The organism is Pseudoalteromonas sp. BSi20652 (assembly GCF_000239855.1).
GTDB lineage: Bacteria > Pseudomonadota > Gammaproteobacteria > Enterobacterales > Alteromonadaceae > Pseudoalteromonas.
Map to the genome: position 1 here is coordinate 1 of NZ_BADT01000097.1, position 16,808 is coordinate 16,808.

19 protein-coding genes and 1 pseudogene are annotated in these 16,808 nt (G+C 38.0%); 13 read left to right on the top strand and 7 right to left on the bottom strand.

Annotated features, from left to right (window positions below; genetic code table 11):
• Window positions 1–233 (bottom strand): type B 50S ribosomal protein L31 (locus tag P20652_RS18000; protein WP_033017429.1); only part of this gene is annotated, 233 nt, incomplete at its 3' end.
• A 240-nt stretch (window positions 234–473) separates the two neighbouring features.
• On the opposite strand from P20652_RS18000, the gene P20652_RS09980 reads away from it, so the two are divergent.
• The 4 genes from P20652_RS09980 to P20652_RS20905 all read left to right on the top strand — a co-directional run bounded on the left by P20652_RS09980 (window position 474) and on the right by P20652_RS20905 (window position 1,855).
• Window positions 474–743, top strand: coding sequence for a hypothetical protein (locus P20652_RS09980; RefSeq protein ID WP_008168477.1), 270 nt, complete (start codon window positions 474–476; stop codon window positions 741–743).
• A 325-nt stretch (window positions 744–1,068) separates the two neighbouring features.
• Window positions 1,069–1,221 carry a hypothetical protein gene (locus tag P20652_RS20900; protein ID WP_008168479.1) on the top strand — a complete coding sequence of 51 codons (153 nt, stop codon included), beginning with the start codon at window positions 1,069–1,071 and terminating at the stop codon, window positions 1,219–1,221.
• A 73-nt stretch (window positions 1,222–1,294) separates the two neighbouring features.
• Window positions 1,295–1,504: a GAF domain-containing protein gene (locus tag P20652_RS21450; RefSeq protein ID WP_370587466.1), complete on the top strand. Its 210-nt coding sequence runs from the start codon at window positions 1,295–1,297 to the stop codon at window positions 1,502–1,504.
• A gap of 219 nt (window positions 1,505–1,723) precedes the next feature.
• On the top strand, window positions 1,724–1,855 hold the full coding sequence (locus P20652_RS20905; protein ID WP_237707115.1) for a diguanylate cyclase domain-containing protein: 132 nt from the start codon (window positions 1,724–1,726) through the stop codon (window positions 1,853–1,855).
• A gap of 245 nt (window positions 1,856–2,100) precedes the next feature.
• Here P20652_RS20905 and P20652_RS09975 read toward each other — a convergent pair whose 3' ends face one another.
• Together P20652_RS09975 and P20652_RS09970 are read right to left on the bottom strand one after the other, a co-directional pair.
• Window positions 2,101–3,141, bottom strand: a complete 1,041-nt coding sequence (locus P20652_RS09975) for a metal-dependent hydrolase (RefSeq protein WP_008168483.1) — start codon at window positions 3,139–3,141, stop codon at window positions 2,101–2,103.
• A gap of 107 nt (window positions 3,142–3,248) precedes the next feature.
• Window positions 3,249–4,136, bottom strand: coding sequence for a LysR family transcriptional regulator (locus P20652_RS09970; protein WP_008168484.1), 888 nt, complete (start codon window positions 4,134–4,136; stop codon window positions 3,249–3,251).
• Window positions 4,137–4,252: 116 nt separating this feature from the next.
• Between P20652_RS09970 and P20652_RS09965 the strand changes: the two genes are divergently transcribed.
• From P20652_RS09965 to P20652_RS09940, 7 genes are all read left to right on the top strand, one after another.
• On the top strand, window positions 4,253–5,425 hold the full coding sequence (locus P20652_RS09965) for an MFS transporter (RefSeq protein ID WP_008168485.1): 1,173 nt from the start codon (window positions 4,253–4,255) through the stop codon (window positions 5,423–5,425).
• A 468-nt stretch (window positions 5,426–5,893) separates the two neighbouring features.
• Window positions 5,894–6,709 carry a 2,5-didehydrogluconate reductase DkgB gene (gene dkgB, locus P20652_RS09960; protein WP_008168486.1) on the top strand — a complete coding sequence of 272 codons (816 nt, stop codon included), beginning with the start codon at window positions 5,894–5,896 and terminating at the stop codon, window positions 6,707–6,709.
• 78 nt (window positions 6,710–6,787) lie between these two features.
• Window positions 6,788–7,075 carry a putative quinol monooxygenase gene (locus P20652_RS09955; RefSeq protein WP_008168487.1) on the top strand — a complete coding sequence of 96 codons (288 nt, stop codon included), beginning with the start codon at window positions 6,788–6,790 and terminating at the stop codon, window positions 7,073–7,075.
• Window positions 7,076–7,519: 444 nt separating this feature from the next.
• A complete protein-coding gene (locus P20652_RS09950) occupies window positions 7,520–7,864 on the top strand; it encodes a hypothetical protein (RefSeq protein WP_033017428.1) in 345 nt (114 codons plus the stop codon).
• 26 nt (window positions 7,865–7,890) lie between these two features.
• On the top strand, window positions 7,891–8,049 hold the full coding sequence (locus P20652_RS20475; RefSeq protein ID WP_007378675.1) for a hypothetical protein: 159 nt from the start codon (window positions 7,891–7,893) through the stop codon (window positions 8,047–8,049).
• 109 nt (window positions 8,050–8,158) lie between these two features.
• Window positions 8,159–8,563, top strand: a complete 405-nt coding sequence (locus tag P20652_RS09945; RefSeq protein WP_007580845.1) for a hypothetical protein — start codon at window positions 8,159–8,161, stop codon at window positions 8,561–8,563.
• 138 nt (window positions 8,564–8,701) lie between these two features.
• The gene (locus P20652_RS09940; protein WP_008168490.1) at window positions 8,702–9,466 is read left to right on the top strand and encodes a 2-keto-4-pentenoate hydratase; all 765 of its coding nucleotides are present in this window, start codon (window positions 8,702–8,704) and stop codon (window positions 9,464–9,466) included.
• Between the two features lie 75 nt (window positions 9,467–9,541).
• Here the strand turns inward: P20652_RS09940 and P20652_RS09935 are convergent, their stop codons facing one another.
• Together P20652_RS09935 and P20652_RS09930 are read right to left on the bottom strand one after the other, a co-directional pair.
• Window positions 9,542–10,402 (bottom strand): delta-class carbonic anhydrase, encoded by an 861-nt coding sequence (locus P20652_RS09935; RefSeq protein ID WP_008168491.1) that lies wholly within the window; start codon window positions 10,400–10,402, stop codon window positions 9,542–9,544.
• Window positions 10,403–10,505: 103 nt separating this feature from the next.
• On the bottom strand, window positions 10,506–11,159 hold the full coding sequence (locus tag P20652_RS09930; RefSeq protein WP_008168492.1) for a DUF6058 family natural product biosynthesis protein: 654 nt from the start codon (window positions 11,157–11,159) through the stop codon (window positions 10,506–10,508).
• A 167-nt stretch (window positions 11,160–11,326) separates the two neighbouring features.
• On the opposite strand from P20652_RS09930, the gene dapA reads away from it, so the two are divergent.
• Entirely contained in the window at window positions 11,327–12,244 is a 918-nt protein-coding gene (gene dapA / locus P20652_RS09925) for a 4-hydroxy-tetrahydrodipicolinate synthase (protein WP_008168493.1), read from the top strand.
• Between the two features lie 82 nt (window positions 12,245–12,326).
• On the top strand, window positions 12,327–13,631 hold the full coding sequence (locus tag P20652_RS09920) for a DEAD/DEAH box helicase (RefSeq protein ID WP_008168494.1): 1,305 nt from the start codon (window positions 12,327–12,329) through the stop codon (window positions 13,629–13,631).
• A gap of 32 nt (window positions 13,632–13,663) precedes the next feature.
• Here the strand turns inward: P20652_RS09920 and P20652_RS09915 are convergent, their stop codons facing one another.
• Window positions 13,664–15,163, bottom strand: a complete 1,500-nt coding sequence (locus P20652_RS09915) for an amidase family protein (RefSeq protein WP_008168496.1) — start codon at window positions 15,161–15,163, stop codon at window positions 13,664–13,666.
• A gap of 95 nt (window positions 15,164–15,258) precedes the next feature.
• Window positions 15,259–16,808, bottom strand: a pseudogene (locus P20652_RS09910) (NAD(P)/FAD-dependent oxidoreductase); the annotation flags it as partial.

Here is a 16,808-nt window from a genome sequence, read left to right on the forward strand (position 1 = left end):
TTAAAACGACGGTTAAACTTTGCAACGCGGCCATCTGTAGCGGCTGTTTTTTGCTTGCCTGTATAAAATGGGTGCGAGTCACTTGATACGTCAATAGGTACGTATGGATATACATTACCGTCTATTTCTACTGTGCGGCTCGTTTTTATGGTTGAGCCAATAATAAAGTAAGAATCGGCAGCAGTATCGTGAAAAGCAACCACGTTGTAATCAGGATGAATATTTAGTTTCATAATACGCCTTAATTAATGTTATGTGATAATGTATCACTAAACTTATCGTATTTATTCTCTTATTGCAAATTATTTAAATGTTCCTCAAAAAGAGCGTAATTGCTGGCTATTTGTGCAAAAAAATCAAAAAATAAGCACTTGAATCAAAAATGCTGGCTATTGGCGTTTAGGCTGTTATAACTATATTTAAGAGTTAAAACGTTAACAAATACGGTTATAAAGTTATTACAGAGGTTATGTATGAGTGACGCAACACAACAACAAGAACAAATTGATCAAGGGGTCATGGAAACCTTAAGAGAGCGCGACCACAGTACCTTGGCGCAACAAGTAAATCCTTTAACCTGCAACCACAATGATATTGTAGAGTTATTAGCAAGGTATATGGCACTAAGCGACCAAGAGGATGATGAGCTGTTTGATGATTGGTTTGATAACCTAACTAAAGAGCAACATACTGTTTTAAAAGTATTTGAAGTTTACCGCGGACAGTATGAGCATCAAAATTAAAGTGTTTATTTTTGTATGTATGCAAAACCCAGTGGTTATTTAAATAAGTCAAAATAGCCACCACTACTTTTTGTATTAAAGAGTAACGACACGTAATTAATCACTAACCCTATCTACTTACACCATAATTTTTGGCTAGTTTAGTCTCGTCTTTATTAAGGTACAACTTGCTGATAGTTATAAGTATTTATTGCTATTTTTAGGTAATGTTCTAGTTTGAATAGGCAGACTGTTTATAGTTTAAATAAGTTTATCGGATTACATACTTGAAAATATTCGCTCCAATTTCGTAATTTATAAAACATTTAAAATTAATAGAGCTTGAATGACTAAACCTAAGATTCTAAATAACGAAGCTGAGCGATTACACGTGTTTAGAGCATTTAAAATTCTAGATACCTCACATGAAGAGCGCTTTGATCGTGTTACTCGTATTGCCAAGCGTATGTTTAATGTTTTTATTTCATTGTTACGTTGATTGAGTAATACCGCCAGTGGTTTAAATCTAAATAGGGCCTTGATGCGCCTGAGCTTCCTCGCGAAACCTCATTTTGTGGCCACACCATAAATCAAGACGAGTTATTAATAATCCCAGATACAGTCAGGGTAAAAGGTTTTTTGATAACCCCTTTGTTACAGGCGATCCTAAAGTACGCTTTTATGCAGGCTTTCCTTTAAAATTAAGGCAAGGAGTGACCATAGGCACTTTGTGCCTTGCTGATAGTAAACCTCGACACCTCAATGATGAAAAAAATTACTAAAGGGATTTATGCACGTTAGTCGAGCGAGAAATTCAATCAATTCAACTAGCCACAATTGATGAGTTAACAAGAATCTCTAACCGGTGTGGGTTTTTAAACCTTGCCGAGCATACGCTAAATGTATACGAGCGAAACAAAGTATCAATGTCGTTTATATTGTTTTATCTTAATAAATTTAAATAGATTAATAATATTTATGGACACCATGAAGGCGATTTTGTGTTGAATAAATTTGCACAAATCATGCTTAGTTCATTACGTGATTGTGAAGTAATAGGTCGACTTGGCGAAGATGAATTTGTTGCGATGTTAAGCGACTCAGACGAAACAAAAGCAGAGTTTGTTTTATAGAGGTTAGCAGATGAAATTGCGCATGCCAATAATACCTTAAATAAGCCTTATAAAATCGATTACAGCGCAGGGGTAACACACTTTAAACACGATACAGGTAAATCAGTTGAGGATATTATTCAAGATCCAGACGACACAATGTATCAGCAAAAAAAGCAGCAATCACTTTAGTGAACTATTTAGTTTAACTGCTGCTTGAACTTCACTTAACTTCCTCATGCTAGTACGAATCTTATAATAGGCAGTTATTCGCTATTGCAGTCATTTTTTGCCGCGGGTGATGCTAAAGACACATTTGGTTGCCAAACCCTGTTCCATATTTTATGAAGATTGTTTAAGTTTGGTCTTTGACTTATTTTTTCAAAGTTACCAATGCTCACTTCTGAATCATTTTTTTGACCCACTACAAAATTAAACACATAGTTGCACTCCATGCCCATACGTAAATCAGAAAGTACAATATTGCTTTGCTGTTGGCGCACCGAATAAAACCCTTTAGTAAACCACTGCAAGCGTTTTATAGCCCATTCATCGCTAATATTATTTAACAGTGAAGGCGTTGTTTGATAAGCCGTTAATGTAATATCGCTGGGTGCGTCAAATACTGATGCGTAACCTTCGTAGTATTGCCCGTCAGACATCACAACAATACGCCACAGCAAAGTGGTTAGTGGGGCAGGCGTACTAATATACGCATTTACTGGTATTTGCCTGTTGTTGAGGGCCGTTTTTACTTTGTCATCAATATTTACTTTTAAAATTAAAGCGCAAAATAAATATAGACTACTTAAAACTAAAGCCGCTGCATTTATACGATAAGCCGTTGCTGCTTTTATTTTGGGTATTAGCGTACATATTACGCCAATTAATAAAGGAAGCGTGTAAGCGGGATCAATAATAAACATACTAGAGACCGCAAAGGGGTACTCAGTAAAAGGCCAGAGTAGTTGTGTACCGTATACCGTTAGGCTGTCTAATAGGGCATGTGTAGATAAACTTAAAAATACTAGCCAAAACCAGCGCACTTTATAAATTTGCATTTCCGCGTGTACTTTTAATATTAGCCATACAATGAGCGGGCTAATTAATAAATGTATTAATAACGAATGGCTAAAGCCACGGTGATAAGTAAATGCTTCTACAGAGCCACCATATGGCAAAAATACATCTAAATCAGGAAGTGTGCCTAAAATAGCACCCCATAAAACGGCTTTTCGACCTATTTTATTGCCTAATACCGCATAACCTACAGCACTGCCTAATGCTACCTGCGTTAAAGAATCCATTTTAATTAATACCTTTAATTACGACTTTTATTATTTATACTTTTTGATTATTCAAAAGCGTCAAAAAATAATGTGAAATATTTGATAAGCACATCAATGCCCAAAATTTATAAACTAAGCCTGGGTTTTATAAAATCTAAAAATGCTGTAATGCGAGACGATACCGCACTGTTTTTATAATACACGGCTTGTACAACCTCTCGGTTATTAGGTGAGCTAACTGCACTGGGTAACACTTCAACTAATTTACCTGTTTTTAGGTCATTGCCAATCATAAAGTGAGAAAGTAGCGCAACGCCTTGGTTTGCAATACATAGTTGGCGCACTGTTTCGCCGCTGCTTGCGCTAAGCGAAAACGTAAATAAAGCGGGCCTTACTAACGGCCAAGTGTTTAATTTAGGGGAGTCACTAAAACCAATTATCTTGTGATTTTGTAAGTCATCTATTTGCGTAATTGTTGCGTTGTTTTTTATATATTCTGGGCTGGCTACAATACGTAACTGACTGCTGCCGAGTTTACGAGCATGTAAATTTGAGTCTTTTAAATCACCAATGCGTATGGCTAAATCGGTTTTATGTTCAAGTAAATCAATAATGCTGTCGTGTGAGGTTATATCAAGCGTTATGTGGGGGTATTGCTTGGCAAATTCGCCAATTAAAGGCGTAAGTTGGTGCAATACAAAAGGGCTTGCCGCATCTATTCGCAGCTTGCCACTTGGCGCGTGTTTTAAAAGCTTTATGGCTTCTTCACCAGTATAAAGCGTATTTAACCCTTCGCGCGCATATTTTATAAAAGTATGGCCTTCTTCGGTAAGCTCTAATCGGCGCGTTGTTCTGTTTAGTAAAGTGCATTGCAGAGTATTTTCAAGGCGTGATACAGCTCGCGACACTTTAGCCACCTGTTGATCGAGTAAATTAGCCGCTCCCGAAAAGCTTCCGCAATCTACTACCGTTATAAATGTTTCTAAATCTTCAGTTTTTGAATGAACAGCCATAAGTATACCAACACCATCTTTGCATTATTAACAAAAGTATTTTGTCACTAATGCTATTTTTTGCAAATGATATTTTAGCCAAACTACATTCTTCAAATATTAATGAGGATATAACTATGCCATTGGCTTTGTGGGCGCTTACCTTAAGCGCATTTGCAATAGGAACAACTGAGTTTGTAATAGTGGGATTAGTACCCACCATTGCAAACGACTTAGGCGTAAGCCTACCTTCAGCAGGTTTGCTTGTAAGTTTATATGCGGTTGGCGTTGCCATTGGTGCGCCGGTGCTAACAGCTTTAACGGGTCGTTGGAATCGTAGAGTGGTACTAATAAGCTTAATGGGCTTATTTGTTTTAGGTAACTTACTTGCTTGGCAAGCGCCAAGTTACGAAACATTAATACTTGCGCGCATTTTAACGGGGCTTGCCCATGGTGTGTTTTTTTCAATCGGATCGATGATTGCCACAAGTCTAGTAAGCAAAGACAAAGAAGCCAGTGCAATTGCCATTATGTTTACCGGGCTTACTGTAGCACTAGTAACTGGTGTGCCACTAGGTACATGGATTGGACAACACTTTGGTTGGCGTGCAACGTTTTTAGTTGTGTCGGTATTAGGTTTAATTGCATTAATCGGCAGCTCTATTTTAGTGCCAAAAAACTTAAAACAATCAATACCAGCGACGTTTAAAGAGCAACTACAAGTAATCGTAAAACCGCGTTTATTACTCGTATATTTAATGACGATATTGGGTTACGGCGGCACGTTTACAGCGTTTACTTATTTAGCACCTATTTTAGAGCAACAAACAGGTTTTGCGCCTTCGGCTATTGCTTTAATAATGCTTGTTTACGGTGTATCGGTAGCGATAGGTAATATTTGGGGTGGAAAGTTGGCCGATAAACGCGGCCCAATTAGCGCACTGAGCATTATATTCAGCGCTTTGAGTATTATTTTACTGATATTTACTTTTACGATGGAATCAAAAATTGCTGCCGTACTTACTATTTTAGTCTGGGGCGCATTTGCTTTTGGTAATGTGCCAGGCTTGCAACTTTATGTAGTAAAGCAAGCACAAAAGCACACGCCAAATGCGGTAGATGTTGCATCAGGTTTAAACATAGCCGCATTTAATATTGGTATTGCACTTGGCTCAATTATTGGTGGTAGCGTAGTAGAGAACATGACCCTGCAAGATACAGCATGGATAGGCGCCGTTATCTCTGTTTTAGCACTTGGTGTTACACGCTACAGCGGTATGCTTGATAAACGTGAAATTCAGCAAGCATAAAGCCTTAGCAGGGTCTGTTGACCCTTTTAGGATTAAATTTGTTCAATCTAGGGAGGATTTAATCACGGAGCGAGGTTTGTAACCTAGTGGGCTCGGTAACTGCTCCTGCGTTACCCTAATGACTTACATCCATGTAAGAATAAGTAAAAATCGAGGGACAAAGAGTAAATCCACCCTAGGAAGAACCTACAGGCAGCGCGTATTTGGCATTTATGCTGCGTTATCGCCTATTAATGTGGAACAACCACACTGCATAGGCTCTGCCTTGCCTAAATACCAAATACACTGCTGCAAATGTAATCTCTAAAGATTAACAGACCCTAACCTTGAAACTAAAATTAATGACCTCATACCTGTTATGAGGTCATAGATTTTTAAGTGACAGTCGTAATAAGAAGTAAAAGGTGTATTTCGTAAAACTTCAGTGAAGTTTGTATTTCAAAACCGATTATTTTATAAGGATAAACCATGACAAAACGTGTAATAGAAATGCCAGAACTCGGTATGGGAACATTCCGCTTAGAGGGCGACACGGCCTATAACTCAGTAAAAATGGCGCTCGAAGTTGGGTTTCGCCATATTGATACTGCACAAATTTATGGCAACGAAGAGCAAGTCGGTCAAGCCTTAAAAGATAGTAATATTCCGCGCAGTGAAATATTCTTAACCACCAAAGTGTGGAATAACAAATTAAATAAAAGCGACTTTATCCCAAGCGTTAAAAAGTCACTTGAAAAGCTACAAGTTGATTCGGTCGACTTACTGCTAATTCATTGGCCATCGCCTGCTAACGACGAGCCAATGAGTGAATACCTCACTGAATTACTAAAAGCGAAGCAGCTTGGTTTAACTAAGCACATTGGTGTATCAAACTTCACCATTGCAAACTTAAATGAAGCAATGCAAACGCTTGACTCGCGTGAAATATTTACCAATCAGGTTGAGGTTCACCCATATTTAACTAATACTAAATTACGCGCATTTTGTGCTCAGCACGATATACATGTAACTGCGTATATGCCATTTGTAGTAGGTAAAGTACTTAAAGATCAAACTATTATCGACATTGCTAAAAAGCACGATGCAAGCCCAGCACAAGTTGTTTTAGCATGGGTTAACGCAAGCGGCATGACGACAATTCCATCATCAACTAAGCGCAAAAACTTAGAAGATAACTTTAACGACCACGTTAAATTAGATGATGAAGACATAGTCCGCATTGATGGCCTAGATTGTGGCGACCGCCAAGCAACACCAGAATTTGCGCCGCAGTGGGATCAGTAAACTTACCTCAAACGCAAAGTTTAACTAAATATTTTAAGGTGTAGATTACCTACACCTTAACTTTTAAAAGGAACACACATGTTAACGGTTATAGCGGCGCTGTCGTGCAAAAATATTGATGCAGGTGTAATGCTTACAGCACTTGAAAACTTACAAAAATCATCGCGCCAAGAAGTAGGGTGCTTACGTTATGAATTATCGGTAAAAAATGATGATGAGCATACAGACTATGTTGTTAGCGAACAGTGGGCGTCTGACGAGCACTTTGAAGCGCATAAAAACGAGCCACACTTTAAAGCTTTTGGTACGCAAGTTACTGGGCTTTTAACCAATAGTAGTATTGATGTATATAAATCAATTGGTTAAGTGGTTTTATAGTGCTTGTTATTGTATGTATTAAAATACTTAGCTAAATTACATATAACCAAGTAGATACTTAAATAGGTGCTGTTAACTTACATCACCTTTTATTCTTACACTCCAACCTGCCTAAATACTCAACTTCTCCAATATATCAATTAGACTTAATAGGACTCTTTTTGTTAATTCGTAGTGCGTCGAAATCAAAAGAGGTTCATAACTTTATTAAAAGTCGTTTTGGTATCATAACCCACTCTAATAAATAGCCTATTTAATTTATTGTTTACATTAAAGTTCTCTGGTGTAAATATAGAAACACTAAAAGGCACTGTTAAGTGCATTTGCGCATGGAAAGTATAGCGAATGATGTAACATCAATCACTAGCTGAAAAATCACAGCCAATAAAGCCTTAATAGCTTTAAGCTGTATCAATTTATATGGAAATAATAATGAAAAAATTAATCGCAATAGTAGCGTTGTTAGGCTTTGTTTCATTTGCACAAGCTAATGATAGTTTTGTAGTGAATGCTAAATTTTATGATAATAAAAACTTAATTGGCTCACCTGTTTTAGTAGTAAATTCAAATGAAGAAGCGTCAGTTTCAGTTGATAAATCGTATAGTTTTGCTCTTACAGTAACGCCAATTGATGATTCTACTGTTAGTTTAGCAACTGACCTAAAACTAGGTGGAAAACACATGGCTCCCTCCTTAGTTGTTGAACTAGGCAAAGAAGCAAGTATCAATATTGATGGTAAAGAGCTTTCAGTTTTAGTAAGCAAATCAAGCAGCTAATAAGTTAAAAATTAGGAATATAATTAATGAGAAACTCAAGAAATGAAATAGTAAAATATGGAGTCTCTTTTGGTACAGCCCTAGCAATTGCTATTTCATGGAGTGCTAATGAGTCTGTGTTATGGGCAATTTTGCATGGTTTTTTATCTTGGTTTTATGTTATTTGGCATGTAATCACGCGATAAGTGTTTTCGCGTGTGCACTGATTGATTATGTAGATTGCGGTCAATGTTAATAGTCGAGTAATTACCATTTAAAACGATTAAGTTAAAAATATAAAAGGAATAATTAATAATGAAAGGTGCGGGTGGAAGCTCTGGTGGTATTGGGCATTTTTTTATTGGTTTGATTATGATGTGCGGTGGCTTTTATATGCTGCTAAACGCAATTTCGGTGACCTCTAATTTTGGACTAAGTTCTCGCATTTATAGTGTTAATGCTTTAGGTGGCTTTGGCGTTACAGGCGGCATGGTTATGATCCCGTTTATTTTTGGTGTGGGTCTGATTTTTTATAATTCTAAAAACATTTTAGGCTGGATACTATCTCTTGGCTCGTTAACCGCACTAATATTTGGCGTTATATCGAGTGTGCGATTTAGTATGCGAACTATGACGTCGTTTGATTTGATTGTTATTATAATTTTAGCGTTTGGTGGCTTAGGGCTGTTTTTACGTTCGCTTAAATCTATTGATACTTGAATAATTCCCACGCTTTGTTTTAAATACAATTTTAATTATAGGCATTTAACATGATGTTCTAATGCCTAAGCTAATACATTAATAATATAACCCTTCCTATTTACTGCTTAACCAGTAACGTATTTTAAAGAGATTTATGTGAACAACTCAATACAACTAAAACTAATTGCTACTCACTTATTAGCACAAAGAGAAGAAAACCCAGCGCGTTCAAACTTTCCTAAAGAGTTAGTACTAGACTCGACTGACGATGCAATAGAAGTACAAAAGTTGATGATTTATTTAAATGATCAAACTGTATATGGCTGGAAGTGTATGCTGCCTTTAGATAATGGCTCAATTATATTAGCGCCTCTTTTACATGCACCTATAAAACAAGCTGAAAATTGCCCACTGTATACAACAAACAATAAAGCGCTTATTGAACCAGAAATTGCATTTATTTTACAAAGCGATTTACCAAGCAATAAAACCTATACAAATGAAGACGTGGATACTGCATTTGCCAGCGCCCATTTAGCACTTGAGCTTATTCAAAAAAGGTTTGATGAAGACACTCCAAGCACTCACATTGAAAAGCTGGCCGATGGCCTATCTAATCAAGGCGTGTATTTAGGCCCGCAAATAGATAAAGCCAAAGCGTATAACGCAAGTACTGTAAATATCAACGTTAAGCAAACTGAGCTGGAGTTAAACTTGGCAGGTGTGCACCCTGCAGAGCTTGCGCAGCTTCCACTTTATTGGGCGGTTAATTACTTATCAGCAAAGGGAATTAATTTAAAAGCAGGGCAAGTGTTTATAACTGGTTCTTACTGTGGTGTTGTTGAGCTTAATACTAATGAGCAAACATGTATTACATATAAAGATTTAAATACATTTGATGTGACATTTTTATCCCATTAAGCGTAATACTCATTTTAACGGTCATAATAAAACAACCCACTAATTCGTGGGTTGTTTTATTAGGCTAAATTTTAATTATTTTATTTTAGAGAGTAATGCAGGATTTATTACGAGATTTCGTACGCCGTGGGCATGATCTTCATTAAAGGTGTTACTTTCACACCATTTACCAACACTGTTTATATCAACCTTTGCTACTTTTGGTTTAACTGACCATGTTACTTGAAAAGGAGAGCCTGCCTCGTTGTAACTAGGACCAGTAGTTGAACCGCTATAAACAACCGATTTACCCGTATTTGTAGGTGTAGCAATAGCTTGATAGTAACCATTAACAGATGACACGGAGCTTATTTGAGCAAAATCAAGTGCGTTAGCATCGTTTACTAATACATATACTTGAGCTTCAACACGTAGTTGCGGATTTTTGATCGAATCACTTAAACAGCTACCCAGGGTAGGGTCTGGCTTTACAGTTGCTGACGTATGAACGTTATGAACCTCAATGGTATCGCCAACCAAAAGCGCGCCGTTATCGCTTGGACAAATTTCAATTTTTGCTGGTTTACTTTCACTTTTAGTTAAAGAGCCTGAATATAGGTAGCCACTTTTAAAACCTTTTCCATTACCATTTCCGGCATATTTACTAAACTCACCACCGGCATGTTCAGCATTTTTATGAAAGTGTATATTACATAAGTTCATATTTGATGAAGTTGGGGCATGAGAGAAAACTACGGTGTTTTCGCCTTTATAATTATCAATATTGCGTGGAGATTGTGGGCCAAAGCCTTTATTCGCAGTGTTTTTAGCAAGTGCTGCACGCTGCTTTTTTATTATGTCGTCATTTGCTATTTCGTGGTTAGCTTTAGCTAGCGTATTAAAAGACAGGATAGTGATTACAGCAGAAATTACACTTATTTTTGTTTTGATTGTCATTGAGTCAGTGCCTTTAAATCATCTTTTACGTAACAATTAAGTTAACAGATCTTGTTTTTCGTAAAATAATCCTAAAATGATAAATAATCAAACTAATGCAAAACTATTTAATAGATAAATCGTATTTTAAAATAAGCGCATCTATGTAACGTGTGCGTAATGTGTGTTGTTTTTCATGATCGGCGCCATGCCCTAATGCTTTGTTTAAAAGCTTCATGGCGGGGTGCAGTAGCGCTCTTTCTTCTTGGTTTAAACTCGCTTTACTGCGCAGTTCTGTAATATCGTCAACTAATAGCCGGCCAATATCTACCGAAACTATTTCGTCTATTAATCCATTTTGAGTAAGTACGCCGTACTTACTGCATAAAAACTGTTGCCAAACTTGCTGTAAGTGCTCGTCTACTTCGCAGCCAAATAGCTCTTCGCTAAAAGTAAATCCTTGCTGAGCGAGTTTAGTTAGGCTTGCAGTATATTGCTGTGCAAAATAATTAAAAGCATGACTTGATGATTCTATTTTTTGTTTTAAAAGACCTTGCCCCCAATTAACACAGCCGCGCGGGTAATAGTCGTCATACTCTTCGCATTCATACAAACCTGAATATGAGCTGCAGCTAAGTTGACTTTTAATACAGTAGCTTGGTTTTGGGAATACACTTCGCTCTTGCCAAGCTAAAAGTATATCTGCATCTATGTTTAATGCTTGGCACAGTTCATCGGTGTTATAAAAATGAGTTGCTAAGTAGTCAGATAAACGCATAAAGCCTCTGGTATTGTTAAAGAATACTGTTTATATATACAGCTTTTCATTTTGTATCACCAAACTTAATAACACAAGAGATTTTATAATTAAATGTGGGGTTACACCTCCAAAAGTACCGGCAATTATGTTACAAATAGCGCAAGTTTTATAAATAATGATTTTTTATGCGCACCCTAGACCAAATTAAACAAGCAAGCCTTATTACAGCTATTAAAACGCCATACTTAGCAAACGGTGAAATTGATCTCGCAAAGTACGATGAACTCGTTGAAATACAAATTGCAGCAGGCGTTGACGGCATTGTAGTCGGTGGCACAACAGGCGAAGGCCAGTTAATGAACTGGGAAGAGCATTTAATGCTTATAGCGCACAGTGCAAACAAGTATGGTGACAAACTGGTTATTGTGGGTAATACCGGTAGTAACAACACCCGTGAAGCGATTAAAGCAACTAAATATGGCTTTGCCAGCGGTATGGATGCAGCACTGCAAATTAATCCATACTACGGACGTACGTCTATTGCGGGTGTTAAAGAGCACCTTAAGCGCGTGTTAGATATTGGTCCAGCCTTTATTTACAATGTAGCAGGGCGAACAGGTCAAGACCTAACACCTGATATTATTGAGCCACTCGCTAAGCATGAATATTTTATTGGTGTAAAAGAGTGTGGCGGCAATGAACGCATAGCCCATTATGAGCAACAAGGTATTGCTTGTTGGTCGGGTAACGATGACGAAGCGCACGATGCACGCCATGTACACAAAGCTCATGGTGTTATATCCGTTACCTCTAATCTTATTCCTGGCTTGTTCCGCCAATTAATGGATACTAAAAATGATGAGTTAAATACATCATTACAACCATTAATGAGCTGGTTGTTCTGTGAGCCAAACCCAATAGCAATCAATACTGCATTGATGATGACAGGTGCAGTAAACCCCGTGTTTAGATTACCGTATTTACCGCTTAATGATGAGCAACAAGCTCAAGGCCAAGTATTAATTAATGCGCTAAATAATGACGATGTTGTAGGCAGTACAGCAAAGTCTATAAGTGTTGATGAAGTATTAATTCTTTCTTAATTAGTCGAATCAACACTAACTGTTGACTCGTTTTTGCTGTATAATTTGCGACCCTTGATAATGTGGCCGTAGGTTATACAGCATGAATTTTAAATCTTTTAGTTTCGCTCCTGAAATCATCCAGGCGTTGGACGAACTTAACTATCACACTCTTACGCCCATTCAGCGCGCAGCAATCCCTGCTGTTCGTAAAGGTAAAGACGTTTTAGCCAGTGCACAAACTGGTACCGGCAAAACTGCCGCGTTTGCTTTACCTATCATCCAAAAATTGGTTGAGTCTAAACTCAGCACAACGAATGCACCTCATGCATTAGTACTTGCACCAACGCGTGAACTTGCAGAACAAATTGCAAATAACTTTAGAGATTTTGCAAAGCATACATCACTTAAAGTAGTGAGTTTATTTGGTGGTGTTAGCACTGCCGGCCAAGCAAATGCTTTAAAAGAAGGTGTTGACATTGTTGTTGCAACACCAGGTCGTTTATTTGATCATATTCGTTTAGGTAACTTAAGCCTTGCAAGTGTTAAGCACCTTGTTCTTGATGAAGCTGACCGCATGCTTGATATGGGCTTTATTGAAGATATGCAAAACGTGATTAAAAGCTGTGCCGAAGAGCGCCAGATTTTACTTTTCTCTGCTACATTCCCTGCAGCAATTAAACAATTTGCATCTAAGGTATTAAAACAAGCAGAAATAGTACGTGTTGATCAAACTAACAGTACAGCAAGCACGGTTGAGCATGTTGTTTACCCTGTTGAAGAGCGTCGTAAGCAAGAGCTACTTTCTGAATTGATTGGTAAGAAAAACTGGCAACAAGTGCTTGTATTCGTAAACATGAAAGAAACGGCTGACGAGCTTGTTAAAGAGCTTAACCTTGATGGTATTCCTGCAGGTGTGTGCCACGGGGATAAATCTCAAGGTAACCGTCGTCGTGCTTTACGTGAGTTTAAAGAAGGTAAAGTACGTGTATTAGTAGCTACAGAAGTGGCTGCTCGCGGTATTGATATTGATGGCTTACCTCGTGTAATTAATATTGATTTACCATGGCTTGCAGAAGATTACGTTCACCGTATTGGCCGTACAGGTCGTGCTGGTAGACAAGGCCAAGCAATCTCATTTGTTAGCCGCGAAGAAGAAAACACTTTGTTTGAAATCGAAACGTTAATCGGCCAAAAAATTAAACGTGTATATCTAGAAGGTTACGAAGTAAGTAACCGTGAAGTACTAATTGATAAAATTGGTAAAAAACCAGCGCATTTACGCCGTACACGTTCTAACAAGTTATCTGGACAAGCAACGGGTGAGGCGCGTGCGGTAAATCGTTCACGTATTTCAAGCGTTCGTAAAAGCTTAAAAGGCGAAAAACTATCACTTAAAAAGTCATAGTTAACGCCTACACGCTTACAAAAAACCTGAGTTTACTCAGGTTTTTTTGTGTCTAATAAAAACGCATCATCAATAATTTGTGCGTATACATAAGCCGCTTGCTCGTCCTCTTTATTTGCTATTATGGACAAACCAACGGGTAAACCACTTACTTTACCTACCGGTAAGGTTATGTGCGTTGTGCCTGCAATAGCGGATAGCGAACTACTACTGCCATTAAAATTATCACCATTAACTAAGTCTGTTTTCCAAGCGGGTGATACTGTAGGCGCTATAACAATATCAAGCTTGTTGTTTTTATATACATTAACAATGGCTGTCGTTGCTAAAGTACGATAGCGCTCTTTAGTCTCCTGGTATTTTTGTTTATTAGTTAAATCAATAGCCTGAGATTGAACAAGGATATCTTGCTCAAAGTGGGGCATTTCTGTATTTTTATTTTGAATATTAAAATCAATAAGTGCTTTTAGGCTTTTAACAGCCACTTGTTTAGGAGTGCTTGCGAGGTAATGATTAATTTCGGCTTTGAAGTCGTAAAGTAAAATATAGTATTCATCAACAAATAGCGTATCTAAGTTATCAGTAATATCGACATTAATAACAGTGTGGCCAGCCTTTTTTAATGCTTGTAACTGCTTGGCATAAAGGCGCTGAGTTTCAATTGTAAATTTGTCGCTAGGCAGTGCACCAATAACAAGTGGCGATTTTGGTTTTATATTACCTGTTTTTAATTCAAACCCTGCAGTTGTTGCATCAAGCGAGTCCTCTTCTTGCAAAACAGATAAAACCAGTAGCGCATCTTTAAGTGAATGCGCCATCGGCCCCACCGAATCTTGGCTACTTGAAAGAGGCACAACACCTGAGCGTGATACTTGGCCCATACTCGGTTTTATGGCATAAACCCCATTTACTGAGGCAGGGCAGGTAATTGAACCATCTGTTTCTGTACCTAATGCGATGGGTGCAAAATTAAGTGCGACTGCCACAGCAGAGCCCGCACTAGAACCACATGGGTTACGTGTTACATCGTGTGCATTATGCGTTTGCCCGCCCACGGCACTCCAGCCTGAAGATGAGTAGGATGAACGAAAATTTGCCCATTCACTCAAATTCGCTTTACCTAAAATTATAGCGCCTGCATTACGCAATTGTTTAACAACAAATGCATCTTTATTGGTAATGTTATTTTTAAGTGCTAAAGAGCCAGCCGTTGTGGGAAGTGTGCCTTTAGTTTCTATATTATCTTTAAGGAGTACAGGTATTCCATGTAATGGTCCTGCCCACGACCCTTTAGCAGCAAGTTCATCTAACGTTTTAGCTTGAGCAATTGCGGTAGGCTCAATACTAATAACGGCATTGTATTGTGGGTTAAGTTTATTAATTCGGTCTATATAACTTTGGGTGAGTTGTTGTGCATTAATAGAATTATTTTTATATGAACTGTGAATTTCATCAATGGTTTTTAGTTCTTGCGCTTTAGCGTTAAAAATTGCTAAGACACTAAGCAGTGAAAGGGTAAATGTTTTGATCATTATTGAGGTGCTTGAGTAGTTTTTATTTTCTGTACATTTAGCACAAAAAAACCTCACAAAGTGAGGTTTTTCGATAAACAACTTAAAAAAGAGGTTTAAGCGTGTTCTAACATAGAAAGTGCAACTGCTTCTGCTGCTTTAATACCATCAATACCCGCTGATAAAATACCGCCAGCGTAACCTGCGCCTTCACCTGCAGGGTACAACCCTTTAGTGTTAATACTTTGGAATGTTTTATCACGCTTAATACTAATAGGCGACGAAGTACGTGTTTCAACGCCGGTTAATAAACCGTCATTAGTTGAAAAACCACGAATTTGTTTATTAAACGCAGGTATTGCTTCACGAAGTGCATCAATAGCAAATTGTGGTAATACTTTACTTAAATCAGTTAACTTGATGCCAGGGGTGTAAGAGGGTTGTACTTCTCCTAAATCTGCAGATGATTTACCTTTTAAGAAATCCCCAATTAACTGTGCGGGTGCATCGTAGTTGCTACCACCAAGCTCATACGCTTGCTCTTCAAGCTTGCGTTGTAAATCTATTCCAGCAAGTGGATTACCTGGGAAATCTTGCTCTGGTGATATGCCTACCACAATAGCGCTGTTAGCGTTGCGCTCACTTCGTGAATACTGGCTCATACCATTGGTTACAACACGGCCTTTTTCAGAGGCTGCCGCGACTACTGTGCCACCTGGGCACATGCAAAAGCTGTAAACTGTGCGGCCATTGCCGCAATGATGAACCAGCTTATAATCGGCAGAGCCTAAAATTGGGTTTCCTGCATTTGTGCCAAAACGACATTCATCAATCATTGATTGCTTATGTTCGATTCTAAAACCAACTGAAAATGGCTTTGCCTCAACATAAATGCCTTTTTTATGGATCATGTCAAACGTGTCGCGTGCACTGTGTCCAACGGCTAATACAACATGGCGAGTGTTTAGTTGCTCGCCATTTGAAAGCGTTAAACCTGTTACTTGTCCATCATCTAAATGAATATCGTCAACACGTGTGCTAAAGCGAATTTCACCGCCGAGTTCAATAATACGCGCGCGCATTTTTTCAATCATAGTGACAAGTTTAAACGTACCAATATGTGGTTTACTTACGTATAAAATTTCATCGGGCGCGCCTGCTTCTACAAATTCAGTTATTACTTTGCGGCCATAATGTTTTGGATCTTTTACTTGGCTATATAACTTACCATCTGAGAATGTACCTGCGCCACCTTCACCAAATTGTACATTTGATTCTGTATTAAGTGTTCGTTTACGCCAAAAGCCAAATGTGTCTTTTGTACGTTCACGTACTTCTTTACCGCGCTCTAATATAATGGGATTAAAACCCATTTGAGCAAGTAATAAACCTGCAAATAAACCACAAGGGCCAAAACCAATAACCACAGGGCGTTCTGTTATATTTTCGCTGGCGTGGGCTACAAATTTATAATTTGTATCGGGCGTTACTTTTACATGTTGGTCTTTTTCAAATGCGGCGAGTAGCTCAGCTTCGTTATCAACTTCTATATCGAGTGTATAAATAAGTAAAATGGCTGTTTTTTACGGGCATCATAACCACGTTTAAACACATTAAAACTGTGCAATTGTTCTGCTTGGATTTTTAGTTTATTTACAATTGCTTG